The organism is Pseudomonas sp. FG13, assembly GCF_057809755.1.
In genome coordinates this window covers 40,917-64,319 of record NZ_JBMDKO010000005.1, presented here as the reverse complement: position 1 = coordinate 64,319, position 23,403 = coordinate 40,917, and the positions used below count along the sequence as shown (strand labels likewise).

Genomic DNA, 23,403 nt, shown 5'->3' with positions numbered 1-23,403 from the left:
GCGATGCGCGGACCCGCCGTGGTGTTCGACAACGTTTCACTGCAACTGGGCGGTACGCGAGTGCTCGACGCCGTGAGCTTCCGGATCGAGGCCGGTGCCCTCCATTGCCTGGTCGGTCCGAACGGCGGCGGCAAGACCTCCCTGGTGCGCGCGCTGCTGGGACAAATGCCGCACTCCGGGGCCATCCGCTTTGAAGGCGGGCTCTCCAGGCCGTTGGGGTATGTCCCGCAATTGCTGGATTTCGACCGCAACGTGCCGATGACCGTCAACGATGTCATGGCCCTGCTCGGCCAACGCCGGCCGGCGTTCCTGGGTTCGGCCCGCGCTACCCGGGCGGCCACTGCCTGGGCCCTGGAGCGTACCGGCGTCGCCGGAATGGGCAGCAAACCCTTTGGCAGCCTGTCCGGTGGCGAACGCCAGCGTGTGCTGCTGGCCCAGGCGATCACCCCGGTGCCGTGGCTGCTGATCCTCGACGAACCGACCGCCGGCATCGATGAAGCGGGCGTTCTCCTGGTGGAAGCGCTGGTGGCCGAGCTGCACCAGAGCGGCGTCACCATCCTCTGGATCAACCATGACCTGGGCCAGGTCAGGCGCATTGCGCAGTCGGTCACCGGCATCAACCAGCGGGTGATATTCGATGGCCCGCCCCATCAGGTCGCCCAGCATCTGGAGAGCAGCCGATGAACGCCTTCTACACGTTCATCCGCGACCACCTCCAGGCACTTGCCGCGAACCACCTGCTGCCGCAGCCGTTCGAATACGAGTTCGTGATCAACGCGCTGCTCTGCGCACTGCTCATCGGGCCGTTGCTGGGTGTGTTGGGTTCCATGGTGATGATCAAGCGCATGGCCTTCTTCAGCCAGGCGGTGGGCAATGCGGCGATGACTGGCGTGGCCATTGGCGTGCTGATCGGCGAATCCTACACCTCCCCCTACCTGTCGATGTTCGGTTTCTGCGTGCTGTTCGCCCTGACATTGAAGTACACCCAGCATCGCACCACCCTGTCCAACGACACGCTGATCGGCGTGTTCCTGTCGATCTCGCTGGCGGTCGGCGCCTCGTTGCTGTTGTTCGTGTCGGCGAAGATCAACACCCATGTGATGGAAAGCGTACTGTTCGGCTCCATCCTGGCGGTGGACCACACCGACATGAACGTGCTGCTGATCGTCACGGCGACCTGTGCCCTGGTCGGATTGCCGCTGTACAACAGCATTCTGCTGGCGAGCCTCAACCCGAGCCTGGCCCATGCCCGCGGCGTGCCGGTGCGTGTCGTCGAATACCTGTTCGTCGTGCTCGTCACCCTGGTGACGGTCGCCTGCCTGAAGATCATCGGCGCCGTGCTGGTGGAAGCCCTGTTGCTGATACCGGCGGCGGCCGCACGCAACGTCAGCCGTTCACTCCCGGGGCTGGTCACCCTTACCATCCTGATTGCAACGTTTGCCTGCGTGGTCGGCATCCTCGCACCGATGCAATACCAGATCCCCGTGCCCACCGGCGGTGCCATCGTGATCGTCGCCGCCCTGGTGTTCGTCGTGACCGCCGTCATCCGCGCCTCCACGTCCCGATTCAGGGGGGCCAGCGTATGAAGCCGCTCAGCCTGTCACGTCGATCCTGGCTGGTGGTGCTGGCACTGCTGCTGGGCAGCCAGCTCAATGCCTTCGCCGGTCCCCGGGTGCTGGTCGCACTGCCCGGCGTGCACGCGCTCACCTCGGCGCTCAGCGAGGGTACGAGCATCGAGGTGGTCCGTATTCCATCGGACGCTGCCGTGCCCATGGAAAGCCAGGCCAATGCGCTGTCGCGCCTGGATGCCAAGGTGTTCCAGCAGGCCGACGCGGTGATCACCCTGAGCAGCCTCTGGCGCGCCGATCCGTTGTTTGCGGCGGCCCGTCGCCACAACCTGCGGATCATCGAAATCGATGCCTCGCGCTCCTGGGACCCGATCAAGCCCGGCGTGGCGGTGGTCCGTACACCGGCGAACGACGTGCCCTGGGCCGGTCCGCGTGATGTCGGTGTCGGCCCGTCGCCCTATGCCTGGCTCGGCCCCGTCAACGCCATGCGCATGGCGGCGCTGATCAGCGCCGACCTGGTGCGCCTGTCCCCCGCCGATGCGCCTCGGATCACTCGCAACCTCGCCACGCTGGAGGACCGATTGCGCCGGCTCAAGGCCGAATACGGCGCCCGGCTGATGGAACTGCCGGATCCACGGGTGCTGTCGCTGGCCAACGAATTCATCTACCTGTTCGGCGAGTTCGACATCTTTGTCGATGGCTGGTTTGTCCGGCAGGACATCGACTGGAGCGACGACGACCGTGCCGCACTGACCCGATACCTGCGCGAGCGCGACATCCACGTGGTCGTCCACAAATGGGCACCGGACGCCAGGATCGCCAAGGCCATCGAGGATGGCGGCGCTCGGTTGCTGATCCTGGACGCGGGCAACCCGGGCCTGTTCGCCGACGCGGCCAACGGGTACGAGGCGCTCCTGCGCTCGAACCTGGACGCACTGCTGGCCGCCTTCGCCTCCCCAATAATCAAGCCGACCGTGGAGTCCTTATGAAACCCCTTTGCTCAGTACATCGGCTATCGATGGCAGGTGCCCTGCTGTTCTGCCAGACGGCCTTCGCCCATGCGCCTGTTTTCGACTGCTACATCGACAGCGATGACTGGGTGAAGTGCGAGGCCGGCTTCACCGACGGCAGTTCCGCCGCCGGCCGGAAAATCCATGTCCGGGACATGAGCGACAAGGTGCTGCTCGAAGGCGCCGTCGGCCAGGACAATACCTACCGCTTCCAACCCCCGAGCGAAAACTACTCGGTGCTGTTCCTCGGCGGCGACGGCCATGACGTCACGATCCAGTCCTCAGACATCTCAAAGTGAAACCGCCCATGATCAACAAGAGAACACTGCTCCAGGCCCTCGCTGCGGCCTCCCTCTGCCTGACCGGCGTCGCACAGGCGCATTTCCAGATGCTCTATGTCGAAGAAACGGCGTTGCAGCGTGGGGACCAACTGGAGTTCGCGGTCGTCTTCACCCACCCCTTCGCCGGCGGCCCCACCATGGCCATGGGTGAGCCGCGCATTTTCAGCCACACCAGTTCGCTGGGCGGGGAGAAAACAGACTTGCTCAAGTACTTGCGCCCCATCGAATGGCACACCCGCGATAATCGGGCGGCCGCCTATCGCGCGACGATTCCACGGGAGCTGATGCGTTCGATGGGCGACCATGTCTTCGTGCTCGAACCCGAGCCGTACCTGGAAGCCGAGGAAGACCTGTACATCCAGCAGTTCACCAAGCTGATCGTCAATGTCGGCGGCGTGCCCGGCCAATGGGCCGAGCCCCAGGGCTTGCCGGTGGAGATCCAGCCCCTGAGCAAGCCCTATGCAAACTGGACCGGCGGCGTATTCCGCGCCCGGGTGCTGGCCGACGGTAAGCCCGTCCCGAACGCCAGGGTCGAAATCGAATACCTCAACCACGCCACCGACTTCGAGAACAATGCCTTTGGTCCGCAAGCCTATGTCACGGCTCCGCAACCATCCTTCAACGTGCTGAGCACCTACGCCGATGCCGAAGGGGTCGTGATCATCGGCCTGCCCCGCGCCGGCTGGTGGGGCATCGCGGCACTCAACATCGGTGCGACGAAAACCCACAAGGGCAAACCCCTGTCCCAGGACGCCGTGCTGTGGGTGCAGGCCAGGGACATGAAATGACAACGCCGGCGGCAGCATCAATCGGCAGGAATCCGTCTAACGACTGAGCGCGACCACGAACTCCAGGAACGCCCGCACCTTGGCCGGAGGAAGATGCCGGGAGGGGTACAAGGCGTACAGTGGAAAATACTCATCCGGCCAGTTCGGGAACAGCTCGACCAGCGTGCCCGCCCGCAAAGCGGGCTCCACACCCAACGCCAATACCTGGGCAACGGCTTGGCCTTCTTCGCAGATCCGATGCATCGTGCCTACATCGTTGACCATCAGCCGCCCATGGGTCTTGACGCTCAGCCGCTCGGCGCCACGATGAAATTCCCACGGGAAGGCCCTGCCGGTTTGCGGATTGCGAAAATCAACACATACATGCCCGGCGCTTTCCAGCTCGGTCGGATGAAGCGGTCGACCATGCTTTTTCAGGTAGGCCGGAGAAGCAACGGTCAGGACACGGGTTCGCAGTAACTGCCTCCCGATCAATGACGACGAGGGCGGCTCGCCGAAGCGCACGGCCAGGTCCATCCCGTCTGCGATCAGATCGCCCAACTGCTCGCGGGTCACCAAGTCCAACTCGATGGCGGGATAGGTTGCCATGAAGCCGCCCAGGGCCGGCGCCAGGATCAGTCGGGAGAAGTACGGGTCGACGTTGACTCTCAACCGTCCACGTACCGCCGTGGCACTGCCTGAAGCAAGCGTCGCGGCCTCCTCCAGGCTTGCCAGCAACGGCGCGATCTCCTCATACAACCGCCGTCCCTCATCGGTCAGTTTCACGGAACGGGTGGTGCGGTCGAACAGCCGGATTCCGAGCCTCGTCTCCAGGCGTGCAACCGCACGGCTGACCCCGGACTGGGTGATGTCCAGCGCCTCGGCGGCCCTGACGAAACTCCCGGTCTCCACCACGGCCGACAGCACCCCCATTCCACCGACCAAGCGTCCATCGAAGCTCATTAATGACTCCTCATCATCAAACTGATGACATTGATGATATCGAAGAAGTATTGCCTCGCCGCGATAATTCAACGACAGCGACGTCGGGTCGCTCTGCATGAGGACAGCATATGTACACGGTCATGGGTGTGACAGGTCAGGTCGGCGCTGAGGTTGCACGCGCCTTGTTGGTTGCTCGCCAGCGCGTCAAGGTGGTGGTGCGTGATCTCGAAAAAGGTCAGGCGTGGGTGGAAAAAGGTTGCGAAGTCGCGGTGGCCGATGCCAATGACCTCAACGCGCTGACCGTTGCGTTCAGTGCCAGCACTGGCGTGTTCATCCTGCTGCCGCCCAATTTCGACCCTTCCGAGGGCTTTGAAGAAACGCGCCGGATCATTGAAAACCTGCGCGCGGCGCTCGCCACCGCTCGACCTGAAAAGGTCGTGTGTATTTCATCCATCGGCGCACAGGCTCGTCAGCCCAACCTGTTGAACCAGTTGCAACTGCTGGAGCAGAGCTTCAGCACGCTGGAGCTGCCCGTCACCTTCCTGCGACCGGCCTGGTTCATGGATAACAGCCTCTGGGACATCGAACCCGCCAGGCACAGCGGCGTGATCCCGAGCTTCCTCCACCCCCTGGACAAGCCGGTTCCCATGATCGCGACGGCCGACGTGGGCCGGGTGAGCGCGCAGTTGTTGCAGGAGGACTGGCACGGCAAACGCATCGTCGAGCTGGAATATGAACATCCTGTAACGCCGAACGACATCGCGGCAGCGTTTTCGGAACTGCTCGGTAAACCAGTGAGCATGGAAGTCGTGCCCGGCGATACCTGGGAGTCGCTGTTCCGCTCCCAAGGCATGCACAACCCGCTGCCCAGGATTCAGATGCTCAACGGTTTCAATGAAGGCTGGATTCGATTCGAAGGCCTCCCTCGCAAAGGACACACCGGTCTGAAGGAGGTCCTGGCGGGTTTGCTTGCCCGCTGATGGCTATGCCTCCTGCCCTACCGCGTCTCGGTCACTTTCTTCAAGAACCGCGGCTGGTCAGGATCGCGCCCCCGAGCCTGGGCCAGTCGGGCGGCCATCAGGTAGAACCCCTGGATCATGGTGAACGGCTCCAGCAGCGGGTGTCCGGTGGGCTCGCTTGCAAGGTCGAGCCCTGCCGTGCCCAAGGGCGCGACAACCAACACGTTCGCGCCGCGTTTGCGCATGTCATCGACGAACGCCAGCGTGCCGGCCTGCTCGGGTCCACTGGGAGCAAACACCAACACGGGATAACCCGGCTCGATGATCTCCATCGGCCCATGACGCACCTCCGCGCTGGAAAACGCTTCGGCCTGGATGCCGCTGGTTTCCTTGAGCTTGAGGGCGGCTTCCTGGGCAATCGGCAACGCACTGCCGCGGCCGATGACCAGCATCTTGTCGGCCGTGGTGAGCAAGGCCACCGCCCTGGACCAGTCATGTTCGGCGGCAGCCCGCATCTGGCCCGGCAACGATGGTAATGCATCCATCAATGCGCGGTCGTTCGTCAATGAGGCCGCCAGGTTCGCTGTCAGCTGAACGCCAGCCATCAGCATGGCGACAAAGCTCTTCGTCGCTGCCACGCTCTGTTCGAGGCCGGCGGGCAACAGCAGCGGTGTGTCGCAGACTTGCGCCAAGGGAGACGCCGGGGTGTTGACGAAGGCCGCGGCTTTCGCCCCCAGTTGCTGGAGCCGTTCGACACTGTCGATCAGGTCAGGGCTTTTGCCGGATTGAGAGAAGGCCGCCACCCAGGCATTTTTCAGGCGCAATGGCGCTCGTTGCAGGCTGACCAGGGACAACGGGATGGACAGGCACGGCACACCCACCTGGCTCATCAGCGCATGCCCGAAGTAGGCAGCGGCATGATCCGAGCTGCCCCGCGCCACGGTGATCATCAAGTCGGGAACGTCCGCAGCCAGTGCCTGCGCAAGCGCCTGGAGGGCGTGATCATCCTCCAGCATGCGCTGGAGAATGTCTGGAATGGACAGGGTTTCGATATGCATCAACGACATCAATTTCTCCAGAGGCCGGTTCAAGGGATGGCCACAGGTTCAAGCGTGGCAGCGATCGCTCGCTGATCGATCTGCTCAAGATGAGCGGCTTCCATGGCCATGCTCAGGGCTCCCCACAGCGGTGCGTCCTGGGCAAACCGGGCCGCCACCACCTGCGGCGCGAACGGTACGATCCGGTCGATCAAGTCCTTGATGAGCGGTTTCAGAAGGCTGGCCTGGCGGTACAGTCCACCGCCAATGGCGATGCGCTCCACATCCAGGGCAACGGCGACGTTGGCGACCTGCACCGCGCAGGCCGTGATGCGCTCGCGCAGTGCCCTGTGCACCGCCGCATCGCCACTGGAAAAAAGATCCAGCGCCTGGTGGCCTTCACCGAGCAACTGCCGGGCAAGCTCGCCCAGCGCGGTGCCGGAAAACAGCTCTTCCAACGGCGCGGCGCCCTCGGCATGAGTGCGCCATTTGCCCGGGTCTTCGCTGTCGAGAAACGGCGACAACAGGTAGCCGATCTCCATCGCCGCGCCATTGTGCCCACGCAGCAACCGTCCATTGACGATGGCCGCCGCCGCCAACCCGGTGCCCAGGTTCAGGTAGATGGCGTTGTCGATGCCCTGCAACGCCCCCCAACGGGCTTCCGCCAGGGCGCCGGCCTTGACGTCATTGTCCAGCAACACCGAGGGGCATCCGAGCCCTCGAACGATCAGCCCGTGCAGGTCCAGCCCATCCAGCCCGGGCGTGTTCGGAGCCATGAGCAAAGTGTGACCCCGGATGACCCCGGGGAACACCGCGGCGACGCTCAGCAGCGGAGCGTCTTGGAAAGCCTCAGCGCAGGCCCGCGCCGTATCGAGGATACGCTCCAGCGCAGCGACGCCATGGAGGCCGTCGGCATGGGTCGCGACGATGTCACTGCGCAACTGCCCACTGGCGATGTCATAACAGGCGACGTGGGTCTTGGTGCCCCCCACGTCGATAGCCAGCAGCAACCCCTGCCGGGGTACGTCGCGGCTGGATGATTCAAACGGCTGGTACATGGACAAGTCTCACTTCTCGAACGGCCAGAGCTTTTGCATCCGCGCCCACAACAGGAACACCACGGCCCCCACGACCACCCACACCAACGACCATTGGATCGGGTAGGCACCGGGGGCGTTGTGATTGGAGGCGAAGTAGATATAGACCCAGCCCAGCAAAGCGATCACCGCAGGCACCGGGTACAGCCACATTTTGTAAGGCCGGGCCAGGTGCGGCTTGGTCTTGCGCAGCACGAACAAGGCTACGATCTGCGACAGCGACTGCACCAGGATCATCACGGTGGTGAGCAACTGGATCAACGTGGTGAGGTCGGTCAAACGGCCGATCATGAAGCCCGCGGAGGTCAGCACACCCATGCTCAGGATGCCGTAGGTGGGAAACTGGTGCTTGGGGTGAGTCTTGCTGAATACGCCGAAGAACACCTTGTCGTTCGCCGCCTCGAACGGCACTCGGGAACCGCCCAGCAAACCGGCGAACACCGACGCCACCGCGGTGATCAGGATCAGCACGGTGACGACTGCGGCAGTCGTTTCGCCCCAGGTCTCACTGAGTACCACCGAGGCCACCGACTTGTACGCCGCCGAGTCCGGATCGAGCATGCGGTGCCAATCCACGACCCCCAGTACGCCCACTTGCATCAACAGGTAGATGCACAGAATGCCCAGGATCGACAGAACGATGGATTTCGGGATCACGCGGCCGGGCTGCTCGACTTCCCCAGCCAGGTACGCCGAGGTGTTGTAGCCCAAGTAGTCATAAATGCCGATGGTCAGGCCGCCGGCCATGCCGAACCAGAAGCCGCTGTCGACCAGGTTGAACGCGCCTTCGGGAAAGCTGAACGCCAGGTCGGCATGAAAGTGCGAGAGCGAGGCCACGATCAAGGCGCCGATGCTGACCAGCATGATGCCCCACAGGACGATACTGAGCCGGGCAATCGACTCGATCTTGCGCCACAACAACAGGACGATGGCCCAGATCAGCACCAGGCCGATGACGTTGCCCGCCGTCTGGCTCATCTGCGGCCAGAACCAGCTCAGGTACTGGACGAAACCGATGATGCCGGTGGACATGATCAGCGGAATGAACAGCATCGCCGTCCATACGAATAGAAACGGAAACAGCTTGCCGGTGCGCTTGCCAAAGGCTTCTCGCAGATACACATAGGTACCGCCCGCCCCCGGCAACGACGCACCGAGTTCGGCCCATACCAGACCATCGCAGAGCGCCAGCAGCGCACCGAAAATCCAGCCGAGATAGGCCTGGGGCCCGCCCATGGCGACGATCATCGCCGGAATCGTGATGAACGGACCCACGCCGCACATCTGGCTCATGTTGAGCGTAACAGCGGGAAACAAACCTATTTTGCGACGGATAGCCGACGTACTTTGCCCGGCGGGAATTGGCGCATTCATCGATGACGACCTCGTGTGGATGGACAGTGCGGTTGGGGCAGGTTTTGAAGTCATACATGCCAGCAACTGGCGTCTGTCGCATGGACCTTATTGTTATTGGGCATCGCCCCGGCCATGAGCCGGGGCAGCACTAGAAAATCACAGCGGAGATATTAATTCAACTTGATTTAATTAATACCCAGCCGCGATGATTCCCCAATGAAAACCACCAGCAGCCCCATGACCACCACCGGCACCAACGCCGAACACTCTCGCCAGCACAACCGTCGAGTGATCCTCGAAGCGGTTCGCCTGGCCGGACGCCTGACCCGTGCCGACCTGACACGCCTGACCTCGCTGACGGCACAGACGGTGTCCAACATCGTCAGCGAGCTGCAAAGCGAAGGCATGCTGCTCGCCCATACCCCGGAAAAAGGCGCGCGGGGCCAGCCGGCGGTGCCGCTCTCGATCAACCCCGAAGGCGGCTTTTCCATCGGTTTTCATGTCGAGCAACACTGCATCATTGGCGTGCTGCTCAACCTGCTGGGCGAGACCCTTGCCCAAGTGACCCTGCCGGTCCGTTACCCGACCTACGACGAAGCCCTTCCGCTGATCCTGCAGGTCATCGAAGACTTCCGCCGGCAGCGTCCCAGCGGTCGGTTCATCGGCACCGGTATCGCCCTGCCCGGCCCATTCAACGTCGAAGGCATTTCCTCGGTGGGCCCGACAGCGCTGTCGGGTTGGGATGGGCCGGACATCGCCCAGCGTTTGCAGCCACTGGCCGGCATGCCGGTATTGATCGAGAACGATGCGACCTGCGCCGCCATGGGTGAACGCCTGCACGGCCTGGCCAGCGAAGTGCAGAACTTCGTCCACCTGTTCATCGGCAGCGGCCTGGGTGCCGGCATGTACCTGGGAAATCGCCTGTATGCCGGCCATTGGCACAACGCCGGCGAAATCGGCCACATGACCGTGATTGCCAATGGCAAGGCCTGCTCCTGCGGCAACCAGGGCTGCCTGGAACGCTACATCTCCATCGCGGCGTTGATGGAACACCTGGGCCGCGACACCGATCAGAACCTGTCGGCAGAGGACATGGACGATCCCCATGTCAGCGCCGCCATCGACGCCTGGCTTGACGAAGCGGCCCCCGCCTTGCGCCAGGCCATCAACATTCTGGAGTCCTTGCTTGACCCGCAGACCATCCTGATCAGCGGTTTCCTGCCCGAAGCGCTGCTGAAGGAACTGATCCGCAGGCTCGAACCCCTCAGTCGCTCCATCAGCAGCCGCGCGGACCGCCAGTATCCACGCGTGCAACTGGGCTCCGCCGGTCCCGACGCGGTTGCGGTCGGGGCCGCGGCCCTGATGATCCTGGCGGAAATCAGCCCCGATTATGAGGCGCTGTTGAAGATGCCCCTGTAATCCCGGGCAAAGAGCGGGCAGGAATTCATCGCGAAGGAGCTGGGAGCTGACACAATGCCCCACGTCTTCCTGCCCTATCGAGACTGCGCACTTGGATACTTCCGTCAAGAACCGTCGCAACGAGCTGTCGCTGGATAGCCTCAACTTCTTCCTCGCCGACGTGCGTGACGGCCTGGGTCCCTATCTGGCGATCTACCTGCTGGCGGTGCACAAGTGGGACCCGGCCAGTATCGGCCTGGTGATGACCCTGGCCGGTGTTGCTGCGCTGCTGGCCCAGGCCCCGGCGGGCGCGCTGATCGACCGCACACACGCGAAACGGACAGTGGTCATTGTCGCCGCACTGCTAGTGACCGGCAGCTGCCTGCTGCTGCCATGGATGAGTGCCTTCACACTGGTCGCCCTGACCCAGACCGTCAGCGCCATCGCCGGCTCTGTATTCGCCCCGGCCATCGCCGCCATTTCCCTGGGCATCACCGGTCCACAGGCCTTCACCCGCCGCACCGGGCGCAACGAAACCTTCAATCACGCCGGCAATGCTTGCTCGGCATTGCTGGCCGGCGGTTTCGCTTATCTGTTCGGGCCGGTGGCGGTGTTCTATCTGATGGCGGTCATGACGGTGGGCAGCATCATTGCCGCCAGCCTGGTCTCGGCCAACGCCATCGATCATGACGTGGCCCGCGGCTTTAACCCGGCATCGACCGGCGGCCATGGGCATCCATCCGGGCTAAGCGTGTTGTTGAGCAACCGGCCCCTGTGCTTGTTCGCGGTGTGCTGCGCACTGTTTCACCTGGCGAATGCCGCCATGCTGCCGCTGGTCAGCCAGAAGCTGGCGCTGGTCAACCTGCAGATGGCCACGCCATTGACCTCTGCCTGTATCGTCGCCGCACAGCTGGTGATGGTACCGATGGCGATCCTGGTCGGCGCCAAGGCCGACCGATGGGGTCGCAAGCCGCTGCTGCTGGTCGGCTTCCTGATCCTGCCCCTGCGCGGGCTCCTGTACGTGGTCTCCAACGACCCCTACTGGCTGGTGGCGGTGCAGTTACTCGACGGCGTCGGCGCCGGTATCTTCGGCGCGCTGTTTCCCGTGGTGGTCAAGGACCTGACCCAAGGCACCGGGCGTTTCAATGTCAGCCTGGGGGCGTTGTCCGCCGTGTTCGGCCTGGGTGCGGCACTCAGCCCTGGCCTGGCGGGATGGGTGGTGCACAGTGCCGGCTACGATGCGGCTTTTGTAACCCTGGCGGCGGTCGCCGGGGTCGCATTCTTGCTGCTGTTGCTGGCGATGCCGGAAACCCGGCATCACTCGACCGGTGCGAAAGAGCTTGCGCCGGCAGGAACCGCCCCGAGGGCCGCCACCTGATCCCCCGATCACTGCCCGCCCCTGGGTTACCAGACTGCGATGTGCGAATCCGCCCGGGGCTCGGTCCCGCCGCACAGCACACCACTGACCGGATCGCGAAGGATGATCTGTCCGCGACCGTAGTCGGTCAGGTCGCTGCTGACCTGCACCTCATGGCCGCGGCGCGCCAGGGAGTTGACCAGGTCCGGTGACGCGCCGTGCTCGATGCCGACCTTCATCCCGCCCAGCCACTGCCAGCGCGGCGCGTCCAGGGCCGCCTGGGGATTCAGGCCGAAGTCCACCAGATTCATGACCATCTGCACATGCCCTTGGGGCTGCATGTAGCCGCCCATGACGCCGAAAGGACCAAGGGCCTGACCGTTCTGGGTGAGGAAGCCGGGGATGATGGTGTGGAAGGTCTTCTTGCCCGGCGCAAGGCAGTTGGCGTGCGTCGGGTCGAGGCTGAATTCCTGCCCGCGGTTCTGCAGGGCGATACCGCTGTGGGGTAACACCACCCCGGAGCCGAAGCCGTGGTAGTTGCTCTGGATGAACGAAACCATGTTGCCTTCTTCGTCGGCGGTCGCCAGATACACGGTGCCGCTGGCGTGGGGATCGCCGGGCGCGGGCGGCTGGGCCTGTTCGCCGATCTGTTCACGGCGCCGGGCGCTGTATGTCTCACTCAGCAGATCGGCCACCGCCACGCGCATGTGCCGCGGGTCGGTGATGTAGTGCAGGCCATCGCTGTAGGCCAGCTTCATCGCTTCCAGTTGGCGATGCCAGGTCTGCTGGCTGTCGCGGTGATCGAAACTGAAGCCTTCGAGGATGTTCAGCGCCATCAAGGCCACCAGGCCCTGCCCGCTCGGCGGGATTTCCCAGACATCGATGCCTCGGTAGTTGACGTGGATCGGCTCCACCCACTGAGCGCGATAGTCCTTGAGGTCGGTGCTGCGCAGATAGCCACCGGTGGCGCGGGAATGGGCATCCAGGCGCTCGGCCAGGGCACCGCGATAAAGACTTTCGCAACGAGTGGCGGCGAGTTCTTCGAGGGTACGGGCCTGGGCGGGGTTACAGAAGATCTCTCCTGCCCGCGGCGCGCGCCCTTCGACCAGGAAGGTATCGAACCACGCGTCCAGCACCGGATCGCGATGGGGCGTGAACTCCTTCACGGCGATCTGCCATTGATGGGCGACCACCGGCGACACCGCAAAGCCACCCCGCGCCAGGCTGATCGCCGGTTGCAACAGATCGGCAAAGGGCAACTTGCCGAAGCGTTGTGACAACTCGGCCCAGGCCGACGGACAACCGGGCACCGTCACCGGCGTCCAGCCGTAGAGCGGCATGCGTTCATGGCCGGCCGCCTGCACTGCTTCGACGTTCAGGGATGCCGGTGCATGCCCGTTGCCATTGAGACCATGCAGCTGGCCCTTGCACCAGACCAAGGCAAAGGCGTCACCGCCAATACCACAGCCGGTGGGCTCCACCACGGTCAGCGCCGCCGCCGTGGCGATGGCAGCATCGATGGCGTTGCCGCCCTTTTGCATGATTTCGATACCCGCCTGCGCGGCCAGTGGCTGAGAAGCGGCGACCATGCCACGACGGGCAAAGACGCTCTGGCGTTGCGACGGATACGGGTACTCGTGAGCAGAAAATTTCAACATGACAAACTCTCTTCACAGACAAAACGAGTCAAAGCACGCGACTGAGAAAGGCCCGGGTACGCGGGTGGCTGGGGTGACTGAAAATCTGCTCCGGCGGCCCTTGCTCGATCAGTTCGCCCTGGTCCAGGACCACCACACGGTCGGCCACCTCCCGGGCAAAACCCATTTCGTGGGTCACCACCACCATGGTCATGCCCTCTTCCGCCAGCTCCTTCATTACTTGCAGCACCTCGCCCACGGTTTCCGGATCGAGGGCGCTGGTGGGCTCGTCGAACAGCATCGCCTGGGGTTTCATCGCCAACGCCCGGGCTATCGCCACGCGCTGCTGCTGCCCGCCGGAGAGCATGGAGGGGTAATGGCTGGCCTTGTCCGCCAGGCCGACCCGTGCAAGCAAGCTACGGGCTTGTTCCAACGCAGCGGCGCGCGGCATCCCGAGGACCTGGATCGGCGCCTCGATGATGTTCTCCAGGGCGGTCATATGTGGGAACAGGTTGAAGCGTTGAAATACCATGCCGATGTCCCGGCGCTGACGGGCGATGTTGCGCTCCGAATCGCGCACCAGGCTGCCGTCGGCCCGTTCCCGATATCCCATGGCCTGGCCGTTGACGCGGATGCGCCCGCCCTGGATGTCCTCCAGCAGATTGATGCAGCGGATGAAGGTGGTCTTGCCGGAACCAGAGGCCCCGATCAGCACCACCACCTCACCGCGGCGTACCTGCAGGGAAATGCCCTTGAGGATCTGCAGGTCGCCGAAGGACTTGTGGACATCCAGCGCCTCGATGATCAGCTCTTCACTTTTGTGCGCCATGGTCAACGTTCCCTCAGCAATTTCAGAGTGCTGCGGCCGAACATCCGCGTGGCCGCGGGCGGTGGCGAAGACGGACGGTCCGATTGGCCGAAGCGGGCTTCCAGCCAGCGCTGGAAGAAGCCCCAGAGGGTCGTCAGCAGCAGGAAGTAGATCGCCACCACCAGGTACAGCTCGAATACCCGGAACGTCGCCGACGTCACCATCTGGGTGCTGAGCAGCAGTTCCTGAACGCCGATCACGCTGACCAGGGTGGTGTTCTTGAGCATCACGTTGAACTCGTTGCCCAGCGGCGGCACGATGACCCGGAACGCCTGGGGCAGAATGATGCGGCGCATCAACCTGGCGAAGGTCATGCCCAGGGAGCGCCCGGCCTCATACTGTCCCTTGTCGACCGCACCGATGCCGGCGCGGATGATCTCCGCCATGTAGGCGCCTTCGTTCAGGCCCAGGGCGATGATCGCCGCTTGGATATTGCCGGGGATCACCAGGCCGAACAGGTCGATGTCCTCGAAGCGGAAGATCCCGCCGGCGGCCAGCGCGGTGTAGAGAAAGACAATCTGCACCAGCAATGGCGTGCCGCGCATCAGCCACACGTAAAAGCGCACCGGCAGGTGCAGCAGCGGGTTCTTCGACAGCCGCAAGAGCGCCGCCGCCAGGCCCAGGGCGCAGCCCAGCAACATTGCCAGCACGCTGATCAGGCAAGTCAGCCAGAGCCCGGTGAGGTAGACCCCACTGGGCTGCAGCAGGTACTGCCAGAACACATCCCAATTGAAATTCATCGACGCTTACCTCAATCGAGAGTGTCGCCGGCGACATGCCATTTGTTGAGCAACTGGCTGTAGCTGCCGTCGCCGCGCATGTCGCTGATCACCTGCTGCACTGCCGCGCTCAATTGCGGATCGTCCTTGCGGATGCCGATGCCGGTGAGAATTCGACTGAAGGCCGGCACCCCTTCCTCGAACAGGTCGGGGGCCATGGCGGCGTAATAACCGGCAGTTTCCACGGTGGTGCCATAGGCATCGACCTGACTGATGCGCAGCGCCTGGAACGCATCGGTATCGGTGTTGTAGACCACCAGCTTCATCGCCGGTTTGCCGGCCTTGGTCAGCTTTTCATTCTCGGCGTCGAGCAGGGTCTTGATGGTGGAGCCGTTGAGCACCGCCACCTTGCGCGCGGAAAGATCCGGGAGCGTCTTGATGGCCTTTGGATTGCCCTTGGGCACCACCACCGCCTGGCTGGAGTACATGTAGTTGACGATGTCGATCACTTCGCGGCGTTCGGGCTTGTCGAACAGCTGGTCGACGATCATGTCGCACTGTTTGGCCAGCAACGCGGGGAGCAACCCGGAAAACGGCACGACTCGCCATTCCACTTTCTTGTCGTCCAGGCGTTTGGCGATTTCCAGGCCCAGGTCGACGGTCAATCCTTTGGGTTTCTGTGCCTCATCGAAGGACACCAGCGGCGGCGAGTCCATGCCCGAGCAATAGACCAGTTTGTCGGCCTTGATCAAGCGCTCCGGCACCACGGGGGCGGCGAACGCCCACTGTGCACAGAATCCCAAGGATATTGCGGCTATCAACACGCGAGGCTTATGCATGACCAGACACTCCAGTTCAGTGGGTAACGGGCAGTACTCGAAGTCAGAACACGGGCAGGCTCAGGCCTGCTCTGCTTATTTTTTCGCTTGCAGGAACTCGATCAATTCAGGGATGGTGCCTTCGATGTGCGCGCGTACCACCGCCTCGGCCTTGTCGGCGTCACCGGCGCGGATCGCTTCGAGGATCACCACGTGCTCCTGGCGCGCACTCATGGGTTTCTCCACGTGCTGCAACCACAGGCGCATGGGCGCCTCCACCAGGGAATAAAGGGCGCTGATCTGCTTCAGCAGCCTGGGGCGACCGCTGAGGCTGCACAGGTATTCGTGAAAAGCCCGATGACGGCTGACCCACTCGGCGCTTTCGTCGCGGTAGTCGTCCATCTCGTCCAGCAAACGCTCCAGGGCAGCCAACTGGCGGTCGCCAATGCGCCCTACCGCGACCCGGATCGCCAGGCCTTCGAGGGCGCTGCGCATCTCGAACACTTCTTGCAGTTCGTCGATGTCCAGGCCGCTGACGACGGCTCCGCGATTGGGTCGCAGCGTGACCAGGCCCTGAGCATCCAGGCGCCGGAACGCCTCGCGCACCGGCATGCGACTCATGCCTATCTCACTGGCGATGTCCTCGGCGATCAGCCGATCCCCCTTATGGAACCGGCCACCGCAGATGGCCTCCAGCAAAAAGTTGTAAGCCTCTTCCTCGGCGGTCACCGGGGGACGTTCAGTGTAAGACGGAGCAAATTGCATGGCCGCACCCCTTGTATTTTGTATCCAATTATCCATGGATTCAAAAAAAGCAGGATGCGTGCCAAAACCAATGGCGAACGCGCAAGGGGTTGATTTCAAGGCGAAGAGGAATAGCCAGGCAGGCCGGTAGGTACACCGGCATCACGGCTAAGCCGTGGGGATGTGCTACTTATTGGCCCAGGGGGCGCCCATTAATGTGCAAAGCAGTAGCCCGGTAACATTGCCAGGCTATCAACCTGTGGCTCCTGTAATGCTGTTCACTTAAGACTTGCCCGGTTCATTGTGGCGAGGGGATTTATCCCCTCGCCACAGGTTCATCGCTTTTCTTAAGTGAACAGCATTATCTGGCCCTGGGGGTTTCCGAAGGGGATTCACCGAACAGTTCCCGGTAATGCGTCGCGAAGTGGCTCAAGTGAAAAAAGCCCATGGCCACGGCGATCTCGCCGACGTTCTGCGCGGTCGCCTGGGTCGTGATCAAGCGCCGCCGTACGGCATTGAGCCTCAGGTTGCGCAGGTATTCGACCGGACGCATCCCGGTCACAGCCTGGAAGCTGTTCTGCAGGGTCCTGCGACTGACCCGCAGTTGCTCGCACAGATCGAGGATGCTCAGCGATGTATCGCCGCTGTCTCCTACCAACTCCTGGCAACGCTTGACCAGATAAGCACTGACGGCAACGTTGCCACGGCGACTGCGCACTTCGTCCGAGGCATGGCTGAACAGATCGAGGAAGGCGTTGAGCAGCACGTCCTCCAACATTTTTTCCGAGGCCGGGGTGATCGCGTCCGGCTGCTCCAGGAGGCGGCGAAACAACGGATGGATCCTCTGCTGTACGCGCAGCAGGACCGTTTCATCCACGCTGACTTGGGACACGCTTTTCAGGCGCTTGAGCTGGTCGTGCGGCAGCTCATAGGCCGCCAGCTTGGCGAAACGCACCATGTCGACGTTGATCGCGAAGAAGCGCGTCCCTTCCGGTGCGTGCAGGACAAAGTCTTCTCCGTCGCGCAACAGTACGACGTTGTGAGCGTCGACCTGATGCCCCTGGACCACCGGTGCGCTGCCCAGCGACATGGCAATGCACAGGCGTCCTTTTGGCGCAGAGCCTCGCTGCACCACACGCTTATCCAGCACTTCCTGGAAGATCTGAAAGCGCTCGGCGCAAATCTGCTGCAGCTCGCTGGACAGGCATCCGCGCCCGAGCTGGTCATAGACCTGCTGCCAGCCCAGGATCGAACCGGCATGCTGTTGAGGATCATTGAAGGTACGGACTTCGGCGAGCATGATCAGTGTTCCTCGAGGGTCGGTCTTTGATTGACCGACCGTGCGTAAGGTGCTCGATCGTCCATGACAGCGGCAGGGTTTACGGAGCGCCAGCGTCCGCCCGGAAAACCAGAGCCAGTTCCGTGCCAAGCATGTGCAGACGATACTCCGCAGGCTGGATGTCCATGGGCGGCAGCAACGCCCCTGACAGCACGACCTGCCCTGCCTCGAGGCGCTGCCCGTCCGCCAGCAATCGCCGGATCAGCCAACAGAGATTGACCTGTGGCGTATCCTCCCGCGCTTGGGTATCACCGTTACCGCAGGCCACCCCATCCCGCTCCAGGCAATAGCTCACATGGGGCAGTTGGCCCGGCTCGAGTTCAACACGCGGGCCCACGCAGTACAGCGCCGCCGCCGCATTGTCGGCCAGGAACGCCCCGACGCCGAAGCTCCAGCCTTGCCATCGACAATCGGCGATCTCGAAGGCCGGCGCGACCGCGGACACGCAGGCCAGAATCGCCTCGTCACTGTGCTCGCCCGGTGCCAGGGTCCGCCCCAGGAAGCATGCCAGTTCAATCTCCAGCTTGGGCTGGATCAGGCTCGCCAGGTCTACCGAACCGCCGGGCTCGACGGCCATGGCGTCGGTCAGCGCACCCAGCACCGGTTCTTCGATACCCATCCGCTTCTGCGCCGCGCCCCCGGCGAAGGCCACCTTCCAGCCGCTCAACTGCTCGCCTCGGGCCTGACGCTGGCGCAACGCCTCGCGCTGCAGGGCGTAGCCGGTCGACAAGTCAAAGGCCTGGGGGGCCAATGGCGGTAGCGCCCGCGCCGTCAACGTTGCCTGGTGGAGCTGGCCCGGCAGTTCATCCCATGGCTTCATGACAGTTGCTCCGCGAGTTTGCGCAGTACGCCTTCCAGCCTCTCGGGCGTGGTAATCGCGGCAACGAAACGGTCTGGCCGCACCACCACGACGCAGTCCCGCACCTTGGCAAACCACTCTCCCAAGCGGTTATCGACGTCTTCGACGCAGATCGCCTGGCTCGCGGACAACGGCTGGTTACGCCCCTTGCCGCTTCGGGAACGGTTGACCTGAATGAAGCGGGTGTTCCAGCGCGCCCAGTAGGCACGGGTCTCTTCGCTGAGCGGCTCGTTCGGATTGACCCGATAACCCAGCACGGCATATGAAGTTCCCAGCACCTCGTCCAAGCGCCGACGCTGGCCTTGCTCATCTTCGACGGTCGGCTGGATGAACAACTGCCCCACCAGGTCATCTTCGTTTAGCTCCGCCCGTTCGTGATGCACCAGGCCTTTGGTAATGGTCGCCTTGGGTTTGAACTTGAACTCCAGCAGGTGCGAACGCAGATTGTCGACGCTGTTGACGGCCTGGAACAGCCAGTCCCGCACACCCGCCATCAGCGGATTGGTCAGCCCCAATACGGCGCCCATGTTGTCGGCCAAGGCGATGAGGTCGGTGGCGTGCCCGCGTCGCTCCTGGTCGTAACTGGCAAGTATCGAGGCCGACGCACGCCCCTGGATGATGGCGGCGATTTTCCAGGCAATATTCACTACGTCCCGCAACCCCGAATTGAGCCCCTGCCCGGCCCACGGCGGGGAAATGTGCGCCGCATCGCCCACCAGGGCCACGCGCCCTTCGACAAACCGCGCCGCGACCCGGGAGTTATGGGTGTAGGCGCGTATGCGGATGATTTCCAATTGATCGGCGGCGTTGCCGATATGCCCCCGGATCAACCCTCGGATGGTCGCCTCCTCGCACATCGTGTTTTCATCTTCGCCCTCCAGCAGCATGAACTCCCAGCGGCGCTGCTGGTACGGCAGGTAGATGCAGACGAAGGGCCGTTGAGGATCGGCGTGCAAGGCCGTATAGGGTGCATCCAGGGTATCGTTGGCCGTGTCGACCACCACCCATTTGCGCGGATGGGTCAGGCCCAGCAGCTCGATGCCGAGCTTCTTGCGCACGCTGGAGCGGCCGCCATCGGCGCCGATCACGTATTGCGCCTGTAACTGGTACAACTCGCCCTGGGCGTCGCGCACCTGCAACGTCACCCCTTGCCCGTCCTGCTCCAGGTCGAGCATTTCATGCCCCTGGCGCAGCTCGACACCGGGGTGTCGGCCCAATTGCTCACGCAGCGTTCCTTCCAGCAGCTGCTGCATGAAAATGTTGCGCATCGGCCAGCCATAGTGGGCGGTGCTCGGTTTGACTTCGGCAAAGCACACGCCGCGGGCGTTGTAGTAACGCAGGGGTACGTTGCAGATCATGTCCCGGCTGGCCAGCTCGGCAATGTCGATGCCCTGCAACACCCGCAGCGCTTCGTCATCCATGCCCACCGCGCGGGGGTACGGCAGGATCCCGTCCGCCAGTTCGAGGACAACGCAATCGATACCGTACAGGCCCATGTAATGCGCGGCGGCGATCCCGTTCGGGCCACCGCCCACGATGACCACCTGGGTTTTGTCCTGCTTCATCACGCTTCACCGCTTCGTTGTTGTGGTTGTAGGTGCTGGCCGTGCAAGTAATCCCTGACGACACGGTTGAAGGTTTTCCCCTGGTCATCATGGACGTAGTGACTGGCGTCGGCGACTTCCGTGGTGTGCACCAGCGGATTGGCGATCTTCATGGCTTCCAGGGTTGCCGCCGGTAGAAAGTCGGAACGCCCGCCACGGATGAACAGCGTCGGGCAATCCAGCGCCCGCACTGCCGGCCACAGGTCGGTCGGCGTGATAGTCAGGCGTGCCTGGGCAATGCCTTGCTGGTCGTGGCGCCATTCGATGCCTTCGAGGGTTTCCTTCATGGAATACGTCAACCTGGACGCCAGCGCCTCCTGGGACAACCCCGGACGCGCCCGCAGCCAGAATTGAGCGGCACTTTCCCAGTCGGGGAAACGCAGGGGCGTTTCGCTCATTTCCCGGCGAATGCGCGCGGCACCGTCGCCGCTGATGGAGGAACCGGGGCCGATGTCCTCGATCACCAGCGCCAGGAGCCGCCCGGGGTTGAGCCGTGCATACTCCAGCGCATTGGTGCCACCGAGGGAATGGCCCACCAGAACGAACCGCCGCAACCCCAGGTGCGCTACCAGGTCTTCCAGATCGCTGACATAGGCCTCGGTCCGGTAGGTGTCGGCGGGCGCCCAGTCGCTGTGCCCTCGGCCACGCTGGTCCAGGGCATAGCAACAATAGGGCGCACCCAAGGCATCGGCCAGGGATTGCCAGGTCTGGGCGTAGGATCGCAGCCCATGGAGCAGCACCACCGGGATGCCTGACGGGCTGCCCCAGGACAGATAGTGCAGGCGCATCCCCGTTCGATTGCTGAAGAAATGACTGTTTGCGGACATTCGTTCGGTTCCCACGGTCAACGCCCCTTAATACAAGCCGTCGGTGCCCTTGACGTCTGCGGCTTGCAGGCCGCCCAGACGCGCATGCAAACGCCCACGGGTGGCGAAGGCCCAGATGATGACCAGTTCGTCAGCCGAAGGGCCGTCGCCGAACGAAAGCGAAATGCTGTCGTAGTGCGAACGCACGTACAGCGCATCCTTGTGGGCCAGCGGCACATCGATGGTCACGCCAGGGCCGCCACGCTTGCCGGTGGACGGCACCCAGGACTTGCCGCCGCCCAGGGCGACGCGGATCGGGTCCGCCGCCGGATTGGTCAACAGGGCATTGCCATGTTCATACTCGCCCTGGCTGCCGACCAGGCACGCCTTGCCGTAGCTGACGATTTCGTGCTCGCCCGCCAGTGCCTGGATGCGCCGACCGAACTCCTGGCCCAGCAAGGGCGACGGCTCGATCAACTCGGCCAGGCTTTCGCTGTAGCGGCCGGCGTAGGGGTTGGCGATCACCGCGCCAATGGCATATTTGAACAGGGGTTCGCCATCGGCCAGTTGGCCGCTTTCGTTGGCCAGGGTTTCTTCGACGAAGCTGTACCATTTACGGATGTGGTAAGTAGCAAAATTTGCGGTTTTCATGGCTCGGTGCTCTTTCAAAGTGGGTCGAGATCAAACTTGCGACTGGGTGCTCCGGCGGCCTTGAAACGGGCCTTGCCGCGCTCGTCGTCATGTTCGGTCTCGAGGAAGAATTCCATGCGGTTGCCGTCGGGGTCGTTGAAGTACACGCCATGGCCGATTTCGTGGTCGGTGATTTTCACCACTTCGATCCCCTTGCCGAGCAACATGCCGTACAGCTGGCGCAGCGTGGTCATGTCACCGGCGATTTCCAGCCCGTAGTGCTGCAATCCCAGGCCGCCCTGATGGGCTCCCGGCTCGGCCCGGAGCAACGCGATGTCGTGGTGCTTGGCACCGAACGCCATCATGATCCAGCTGTCCCCCCGGGCGCTTTCGTGCATGCCCAGGACATCGGCGTACCAGCGTGCCGACGTTTCCGGGTCGCGAACGAACAGCGACAGGTGGGTACGAACGACCTCGACTTTCATCGCGCGATACCTCAGTTCTTGATGATGGATTGGTGTCCGGACTTGATCTGCGCCACCGCCGGTGTCCAGAGCACATCGGCGATCTCACTGAACTCACGCCACTGCTTCTGCCAACCGTCACCGCCGTTCTCGGAGGTGAACAGGTGCCCGTACTTGGTGCCGGCGACGATCTGGCGCGGGTCAGCCGGGTTGCAGGCAATCGCCCAGACGCACGAATTGGGTTGCTGCGGCAGGGGCAACACCTCCCAACTGACCGCCGCATCGCGGGAGACGAGGACCTTGCTGGTGGTGCCGGGCGTGCCGTCGGAAATGCTCAGGTAGAGCGTGTTCTCGCTACCCAGCGGTGCGTTCATGGCCCGCACGTAGTACAAGCCGAAGGTTTCGCGGGCAATGATCCCGGTCCAGGTCTGTCCTTCATCGAGGCTGCGGTAGACCGCGTTGACACACACCACCACGATGACCTTCTGGCCGTGGTTGGGCAGTACCAGGATGTTGTGGACATCCGAGTTGAAGTCCCACAGCAGCCGGTCGTCGACCCGAGTCCAGCTGTCGCCGCCATCGCGGCTATGGAACAGACCGCCCTCTTCCAGGCCGAACCAGAGCTGGTTGCGATCCGTAGGGTCATAGGCGAAGGCCAGCAAGCGTGGTCGACTGACACCCTCGCAGAACTCCGGAATGTCCACCGGTGCGCGGTCCCAGCTCTGGCCGCCGTCGAGGGTGCGCCAGAGCACGGCGCGGGAAGGTGCGCCCGTACCGACGAAAATACGCTGGGCATCCGCAGGGTCCACGGCGACCTTCCACACGGTCTGGCCGTTGAATGGCGAGTCCACCCGCTGCCAGTGACCGCCGGTGTCGTGACTGACACACAGGCCGACGTCGGTGCCGGCATAGATCACTTCAGGCGTGCCAGGGTGGACGCTCAGGGACCGGGTGATTGCATCGAACTCAAGGTCCTGCCCCAGGCCCAGGCGGTGCCAGGTGCGGCCGTCGTCGGCACTGCGGATCACTGCCTGCCCGACGGTGGCGACCAAAAGGGTTCCGTTACTCATTGCTGCTGCT

Annotated in this window: 24 protein-coding genes; 8 read left to right on the top strand and 16 right to left on the bottom strand. The window is 63.3% G+C overall.

All coding sequences use genetic code 11. From position 1 onward, the window contains the following. Positions 1-3 precede the first annotated feature (3 nt). From ACODTO_RS06800 to ACODTO_RS06780, 5 genes are read left to right on the top strand one after another with little or no spacing between them, the layout of a single operon-like run. Positions 4-684 (top strand): metal ABC transporter ATP-binding protein, encoded by a 681-nt coding sequence (locus ACODTO_RS06800; protein WP_489106128.1) that lies wholly within the window; start codon positions 4-6, stop codon positions 682-684. Beyond that, on the top strand, positions 681-1,586 hold the full coding sequence (locus ACODTO_RS06795; RefSeq protein WP_489106127.1) for a metal ABC transporter permease: 906 nt from the start codon (positions 681-683) through the stop codon (positions 1,584-1,586). The genes ACODTO_RS06800 and ACODTO_RS06795 overlap by 4 nt, the downstream gene beginning before the upstream one ends. Beyond that, positions 1,583-2,557 carry a metal ABC transporter solute-binding protein, Zn/Mn family gene (locus ACODTO_RS06790; protein ID WP_217510051.1) on the top strand — a complete coding sequence of 325 codons (975 nt, stop codon included), beginning with the start codon at positions 1,583-1,585 and terminating at the stop codon, positions 2,555-2,557. Before ACODTO_RS06795 ends, ACODTO_RS06790 begins: the two co-directional genes overlap by 4 nt. Further along, positions 2,554-2,877, top strand: coding sequence for a hypothetical protein (locus tag ACODTO_RS06785; protein ID WP_052126432.1), 324 nt, complete (start codon positions 2,554-2,556; stop codon positions 2,875-2,877). The genes ACODTO_RS06790 and ACODTO_RS06785 overlap by 4 nt, the downstream gene beginning before the upstream one ends. A gap of 8 nt (positions 2,878-2,885) precedes the next feature. Then, positions 2,886-3,707, top strand: coding sequence for a DUF4198 domain-containing protein (locus ACODTO_RS06780; protein ID WP_175385022.1), 822 nt, complete (start codon positions 2,886-2,888; stop codon positions 3,705-3,707). A gap of 36 nt (positions 3,708-3,743) precedes the next feature. On the opposite strand, the gene ACODTO_RS06775 is transcribed toward ACODTO_RS06780, so the two are convergent. Continuing rightward, positions 3,744-4,649: a LysR family transcriptional regulator gene (locus tag ACODTO_RS06775; protein WP_175385021.1), complete on the bottom strand. Its 906-nt coding sequence runs from the start codon at positions 4,647-4,649 to the stop codon at positions 3,744-3,746. A gap of 110 nt (positions 4,650-4,759) precedes the next feature. Between ACODTO_RS06775 and ACODTO_RS06770 the strand changes: the two genes are divergently transcribed. After that, entirely contained in the window at positions 4,760-5,611 is an 852-nt protein-coding gene (locus ACODTO_RS06770) for an NmrA family NAD(P)-binding protein (RefSeq protein ID WP_489106126.1), read from the top strand. A gap of 17 nt (positions 5,612-5,628) precedes the next feature. Here ACODTO_RS06770 and ACODTO_RS06765 read toward each other — a convergent pair whose 3' ends face one another. Genes ACODTO_RS06765 through ACODTO_RS06755 form a run of 3 tightly spaced genes read right to left on the bottom strand, consistent with a single transcriptional unit; the run spans position 5,629 to position 9,098 of the window. Further along, the gene (locus ACODTO_RS06765; protein WP_489106125.1) at positions 5,629-6,657 is read right to left on the bottom strand and encodes an SIS domain-containing protein; all 1,029 of its coding nucleotides are present in this window, start codon (positions 6,655-6,657) and stop codon (positions 5,629-5,631) included. 20 nt (positions 6,658-6,677) lie between these two features. Beyond that, positions 6,678-7,685 (bottom strand): ROK family protein, encoded by a 1,008-nt coding sequence (locus ACODTO_RS06760; RefSeq protein ID WP_489106124.1) that lies wholly within the window; start codon positions 7,683-7,685, stop codon positions 6,678-6,680. A gap of 9 nt (positions 7,686-7,694) precedes the next feature. Next, entirely contained in the window at positions 7,695-9,098 is a 1,404-nt protein-coding gene (locus tag ACODTO_RS06755) for an APC family permease (RefSeq protein ID WP_489106123.1), read from the bottom strand. A gap of 198 nt (positions 9,099-9,296) precedes the next feature. On the opposite strand from ACODTO_RS06755, the gene ACODTO_RS06750 reads away from it, so the two are divergent. Next, positions 9,297-10,499 (top strand): ROK family transcriptional regulator, encoded by a 1,203-nt coding sequence (locus ACODTO_RS06750; protein WP_139642979.1) that lies wholly within the window; start codon positions 9,297-9,299, stop codon positions 10,497-10,499. 91 nt (positions 10,500-10,590) lie between these two features. After that, on the top strand, positions 10,591-11,856 hold the full coding sequence (locus ACODTO_RS06745) for an MFS transporter (protein ID WP_489106122.1): 1,266 nt from the start codon (positions 10,591-10,593) through the stop codon (positions 11,854-11,856). Between the two features lie 26 nt (positions 11,857-11,882). On the opposite strand, the gene ACODTO_RS06740 is transcribed toward ACODTO_RS06745, so the two are convergent. From ACODTO_RS06740 to ACODTO_RS06685, 12 genes are all read right to left on the bottom strand, one after another. Continuing rightward, on the bottom strand, positions 11,883-13,493 hold the full coding sequence (locus ACODTO_RS06740; protein WP_489106121.1) for a gamma-glutamyltransferase family protein: 1,611 nt from the start codon (positions 13,491-13,493) through the stop codon (positions 11,883-11,885). A gap of 28 nt (positions 13,494-13,521) precedes the next feature. After that, positions 13,522-14,301, bottom strand: coding sequence for an amino acid ABC transporter ATP-binding protein (locus ACODTO_RS06735; protein ID WP_175385015.1), 780 nt, complete (start codon positions 14,299-14,301; stop codon positions 13,522-13,524). A 2-nt stretch (positions 14,302-14,303) separates the two neighbouring features. Next, positions 14,304-15,080, bottom strand: coding sequence for an amino acid ABC transporter permease (locus tag ACODTO_RS06730; protein ID WP_024777287.1), 777 nt, complete (start codon positions 15,078-15,080; stop codon positions 14,304-14,306). A gap of 11 nt (positions 15,081-15,091) precedes the next feature. Further along, positions 15,092-15,898: an ABC transporter substrate-binding protein gene (locus tag ACODTO_RS06725; protein WP_139642993.1), complete on the bottom strand. Its 807-nt coding sequence runs from the start codon at positions 15,896-15,898 to the stop codon at positions 15,092-15,094. 75 nt (positions 15,899-15,973) lie between these two features. Then, positions 15,974-16,642, bottom strand: a complete 669-nt coding sequence (locus tag ACODTO_RS06720; protein ID WP_175385014.1) for a GntR family transcriptional regulator — start codon at positions 16,640-16,642, stop codon at positions 15,974-15,976. Between the two features lie 340 nt (positions 16,643-16,982). Next, complete coding sequence (locus tag ACODTO_RS06715; RefSeq protein ID WP_175385013.1) at positions 16,983-17,921, bottom strand: helix-turn-helix domain-containing protein; 939 nt, start codon at positions 17,919-17,921, stop codon at positions 16,983-16,985. A gap of 79 nt (positions 17,922-18,000) precedes the next feature. Continuing rightward, positions 18,001-18,780, bottom strand: coding sequence for a 2-keto-4-pentenoate hydratase (locus ACODTO_RS06710; protein ID WP_139643001.1), 780 nt, complete (start codon positions 18,778-18,780; stop codon positions 18,001-18,003). After that, positions 18,777-20,384, bottom strand: a complete 1,608-nt coding sequence (locus ACODTO_RS06705) for a bifunctional 3-(3-hydroxy-phenyl)propionate/3-hydroxycinnamic acid hydroxylase (protein WP_175385012.1) — start codon at positions 20,382-20,384, stop codon at positions 18,777-18,779. The genes ACODTO_RS06710 and ACODTO_RS06705 overlap by 4 nt, the downstream gene beginning before the upstream one ends. After that, entirely contained in the window at positions 20,384-21,250 is an 867-nt protein-coding gene (locus ACODTO_RS06700; protein WP_175385011.1) for an alpha/beta fold hydrolase, read from the bottom strand. The genes ACODTO_RS06705 and ACODTO_RS06700 overlap by 1 nt, the downstream gene beginning before the upstream one ends. A gap of 27 nt (positions 21,251-21,277) precedes the next feature. Continuing rightward, positions 21,278-21,880 carry an amino acid synthesis family protein gene (locus ACODTO_RS06695; protein ID WP_047703028.1) on the bottom strand — a complete coding sequence of 201 codons (603 nt, stop codon included), beginning with the start codon at positions 21,878-21,880 and terminating at the stop codon, positions 21,278-21,280. 14 nt (positions 21,881-21,894) lie between these two features. Further along, complete coding sequence (locus ACODTO_RS06690) at positions 21,895-22,344, bottom strand: VOC family protein (RefSeq protein WP_139643011.1); 450 nt, start codon at positions 22,342-22,344, stop codon at positions 21,895-21,897. An 11-nt stretch (positions 22,345-22,355) separates the two neighbouring features. Next, on the bottom strand, positions 22,356-23,393 hold the full coding sequence (locus ACODTO_RS06685; protein ID WP_175385010.1) for a VPS10 domain-containing protein: 1,038 nt from the start codon (positions 23,391-23,393) through the stop codon (positions 22,356-22,358). Between the last annotated feature and the right edge of the window lie 10 nt (positions 23,394-23,403).

Coding starts and splice junctions, on each gene's coding strand:
- ACODTO_RS06780 (WP_175385022.1), top strand. CDS start 2,886: ATGATCAACAAGAGAACACTGCTCCAGGCCCTCGCTGCGGCCTCCCTC.
- ACODTO_RS06730 (WP_024777287.1), bottom strand. CDS start 15,080: ATGAATTTCAATTGGGATGTGTTCTGGCAGTACCTGCTGCAGCCCAGT.
- ACODTO_RS06750 (WP_139642979.1), top strand. CDS start 9,297: ATGAAAACCACCAGCAGCCCCATGACCACCACCGGCACCAACGCCGAA.
- ACODTO_RS06735 (WP_175385015.1), bottom strand. CDS start 14,301: ATGGCGCACAAAAGTGAAGAGCTGATCATCGAGGCGCTGGATGTCCAC.
- ACODTO_RS06685 (WP_175385010.1), bottom strand. CDS start 23,393: ATGAGTAACGGAACCCTTTTGGTCGCCACCGTCGGGCAGGCAGTGATC.
- ACODTO_RS06790 (WP_217510051.1), top strand. CDS start 1,583: ATGAAGCCGCTCAGCCTGTCACGTCGATCCTGGCTGGTGGTGCTGGCA.
- ACODTO_RS06800 (WP_489106128.1), top strand. CDS start 4: ATGCGCGGACCCGCCGTGGTGTTCGACAACGTTTCACTGCAACTGGGC.
- ACODTO_RS06785 (WP_052126432.1), top strand. CDS start 2,554: ATGAAACCCCTTTGCTCAGTACATCGGCTATCGATGGCAGGTGCCCTG.
- ACODTO_RS06765 (WP_489106125.1), bottom strand. CDS start 6,657: ATGTCGTTGATGCATATCGAAACCCTGTCCATTCCAGACATTCTCCAG.
- ACODTO_RS06710 (WP_139643001.1), bottom strand. CDS start 18,780: ATGAAGCCATGGGATGAACTGCCGGGCCAGCTCCACCAGGCAACGTTG.
- ACODTO_RS06690 (WP_139643011.1), bottom strand. CDS start 22,344: ATGAAAGTCGAGGTCGTTCGTACCCACCTGTCGCTGTTCGTTCGCGAC.
- ACODTO_RS06705 (WP_175385012.1), bottom strand. CDS start 20,384: ATGAAGCAGGACAAAACCCAGGTGGTCATCGTGGGCGGTGGCCCGAAC.
- ACODTO_RS06760 (WP_489106124.1), bottom strand. CDS start 7,685: ATGTACCAGCCGTTTGAATCATCCAGCCGCGACGTACCCCGGCAGGGG.
- ACODTO_RS06740 (WP_489106121.1), bottom strand. CDS start 13,493: ATGTTGAAATTTTCTGCTCACGAGTACCCGTATCCGTCGCAACGCCAG.
- ACODTO_RS06720 (WP_175385014.1), bottom strand. CDS start 16,642: ATGCAATTTGCTCCGTCTTACACTGAACGTCCCCCGGTGACCGCCGAG.
- ACODTO_RS06700 (WP_175385011.1), bottom strand. CDS start 21,250: ATGTCCGCAAACAGTCATTTCTTCAGCAATCGAACGGGGATGCGCCTG.
- ACODTO_RS06715 (WP_175385013.1), bottom strand. CDS start 17,921: ATGCTCGCCGAAGTCCGTACCTTCAATGATCCTCAACAGCATGCCGGT.
- ACODTO_RS06775 (WP_175385021.1), bottom strand. CDS start 4,649: ATGAGCTTCGATGGACGCTTGGTCGGTGGAATGGGGGTGCTGTCGGCC.
- ACODTO_RS06695 (WP_047703028.1), bottom strand. CDS start 21,880: ATGAAAACCGCAAATTTTGCTACTTACCACATCCGTAAATGGTACAGC.
- ACODTO_RS06770 (WP_489106126.1), top strand. CDS start 4,760: ATGTACACGGTCATGGGTGTGACAGGTCAGGTCGGCGCTGAGGTTGCA.
- ACODTO_RS06755 (WP_489106123.1), bottom strand. CDS start 9,098: ATGAATGCGCCAATTCCCGCCGGGCAAAGTACGTCGGCTATCCGTCGC.
- ACODTO_RS06795 (WP_489106127.1), top strand. CDS start 681: ATGAACGCCTTCTACACGTTCATCCGCGACCACCTCCAGGCACTTGCC.
- ACODTO_RS06725 (WP_139642993.1), bottom strand. CDS start 15,898: ATGCATAAGCCTCGCGTGTTGATAGCCGCAATATCCTTGGGATTCTGT.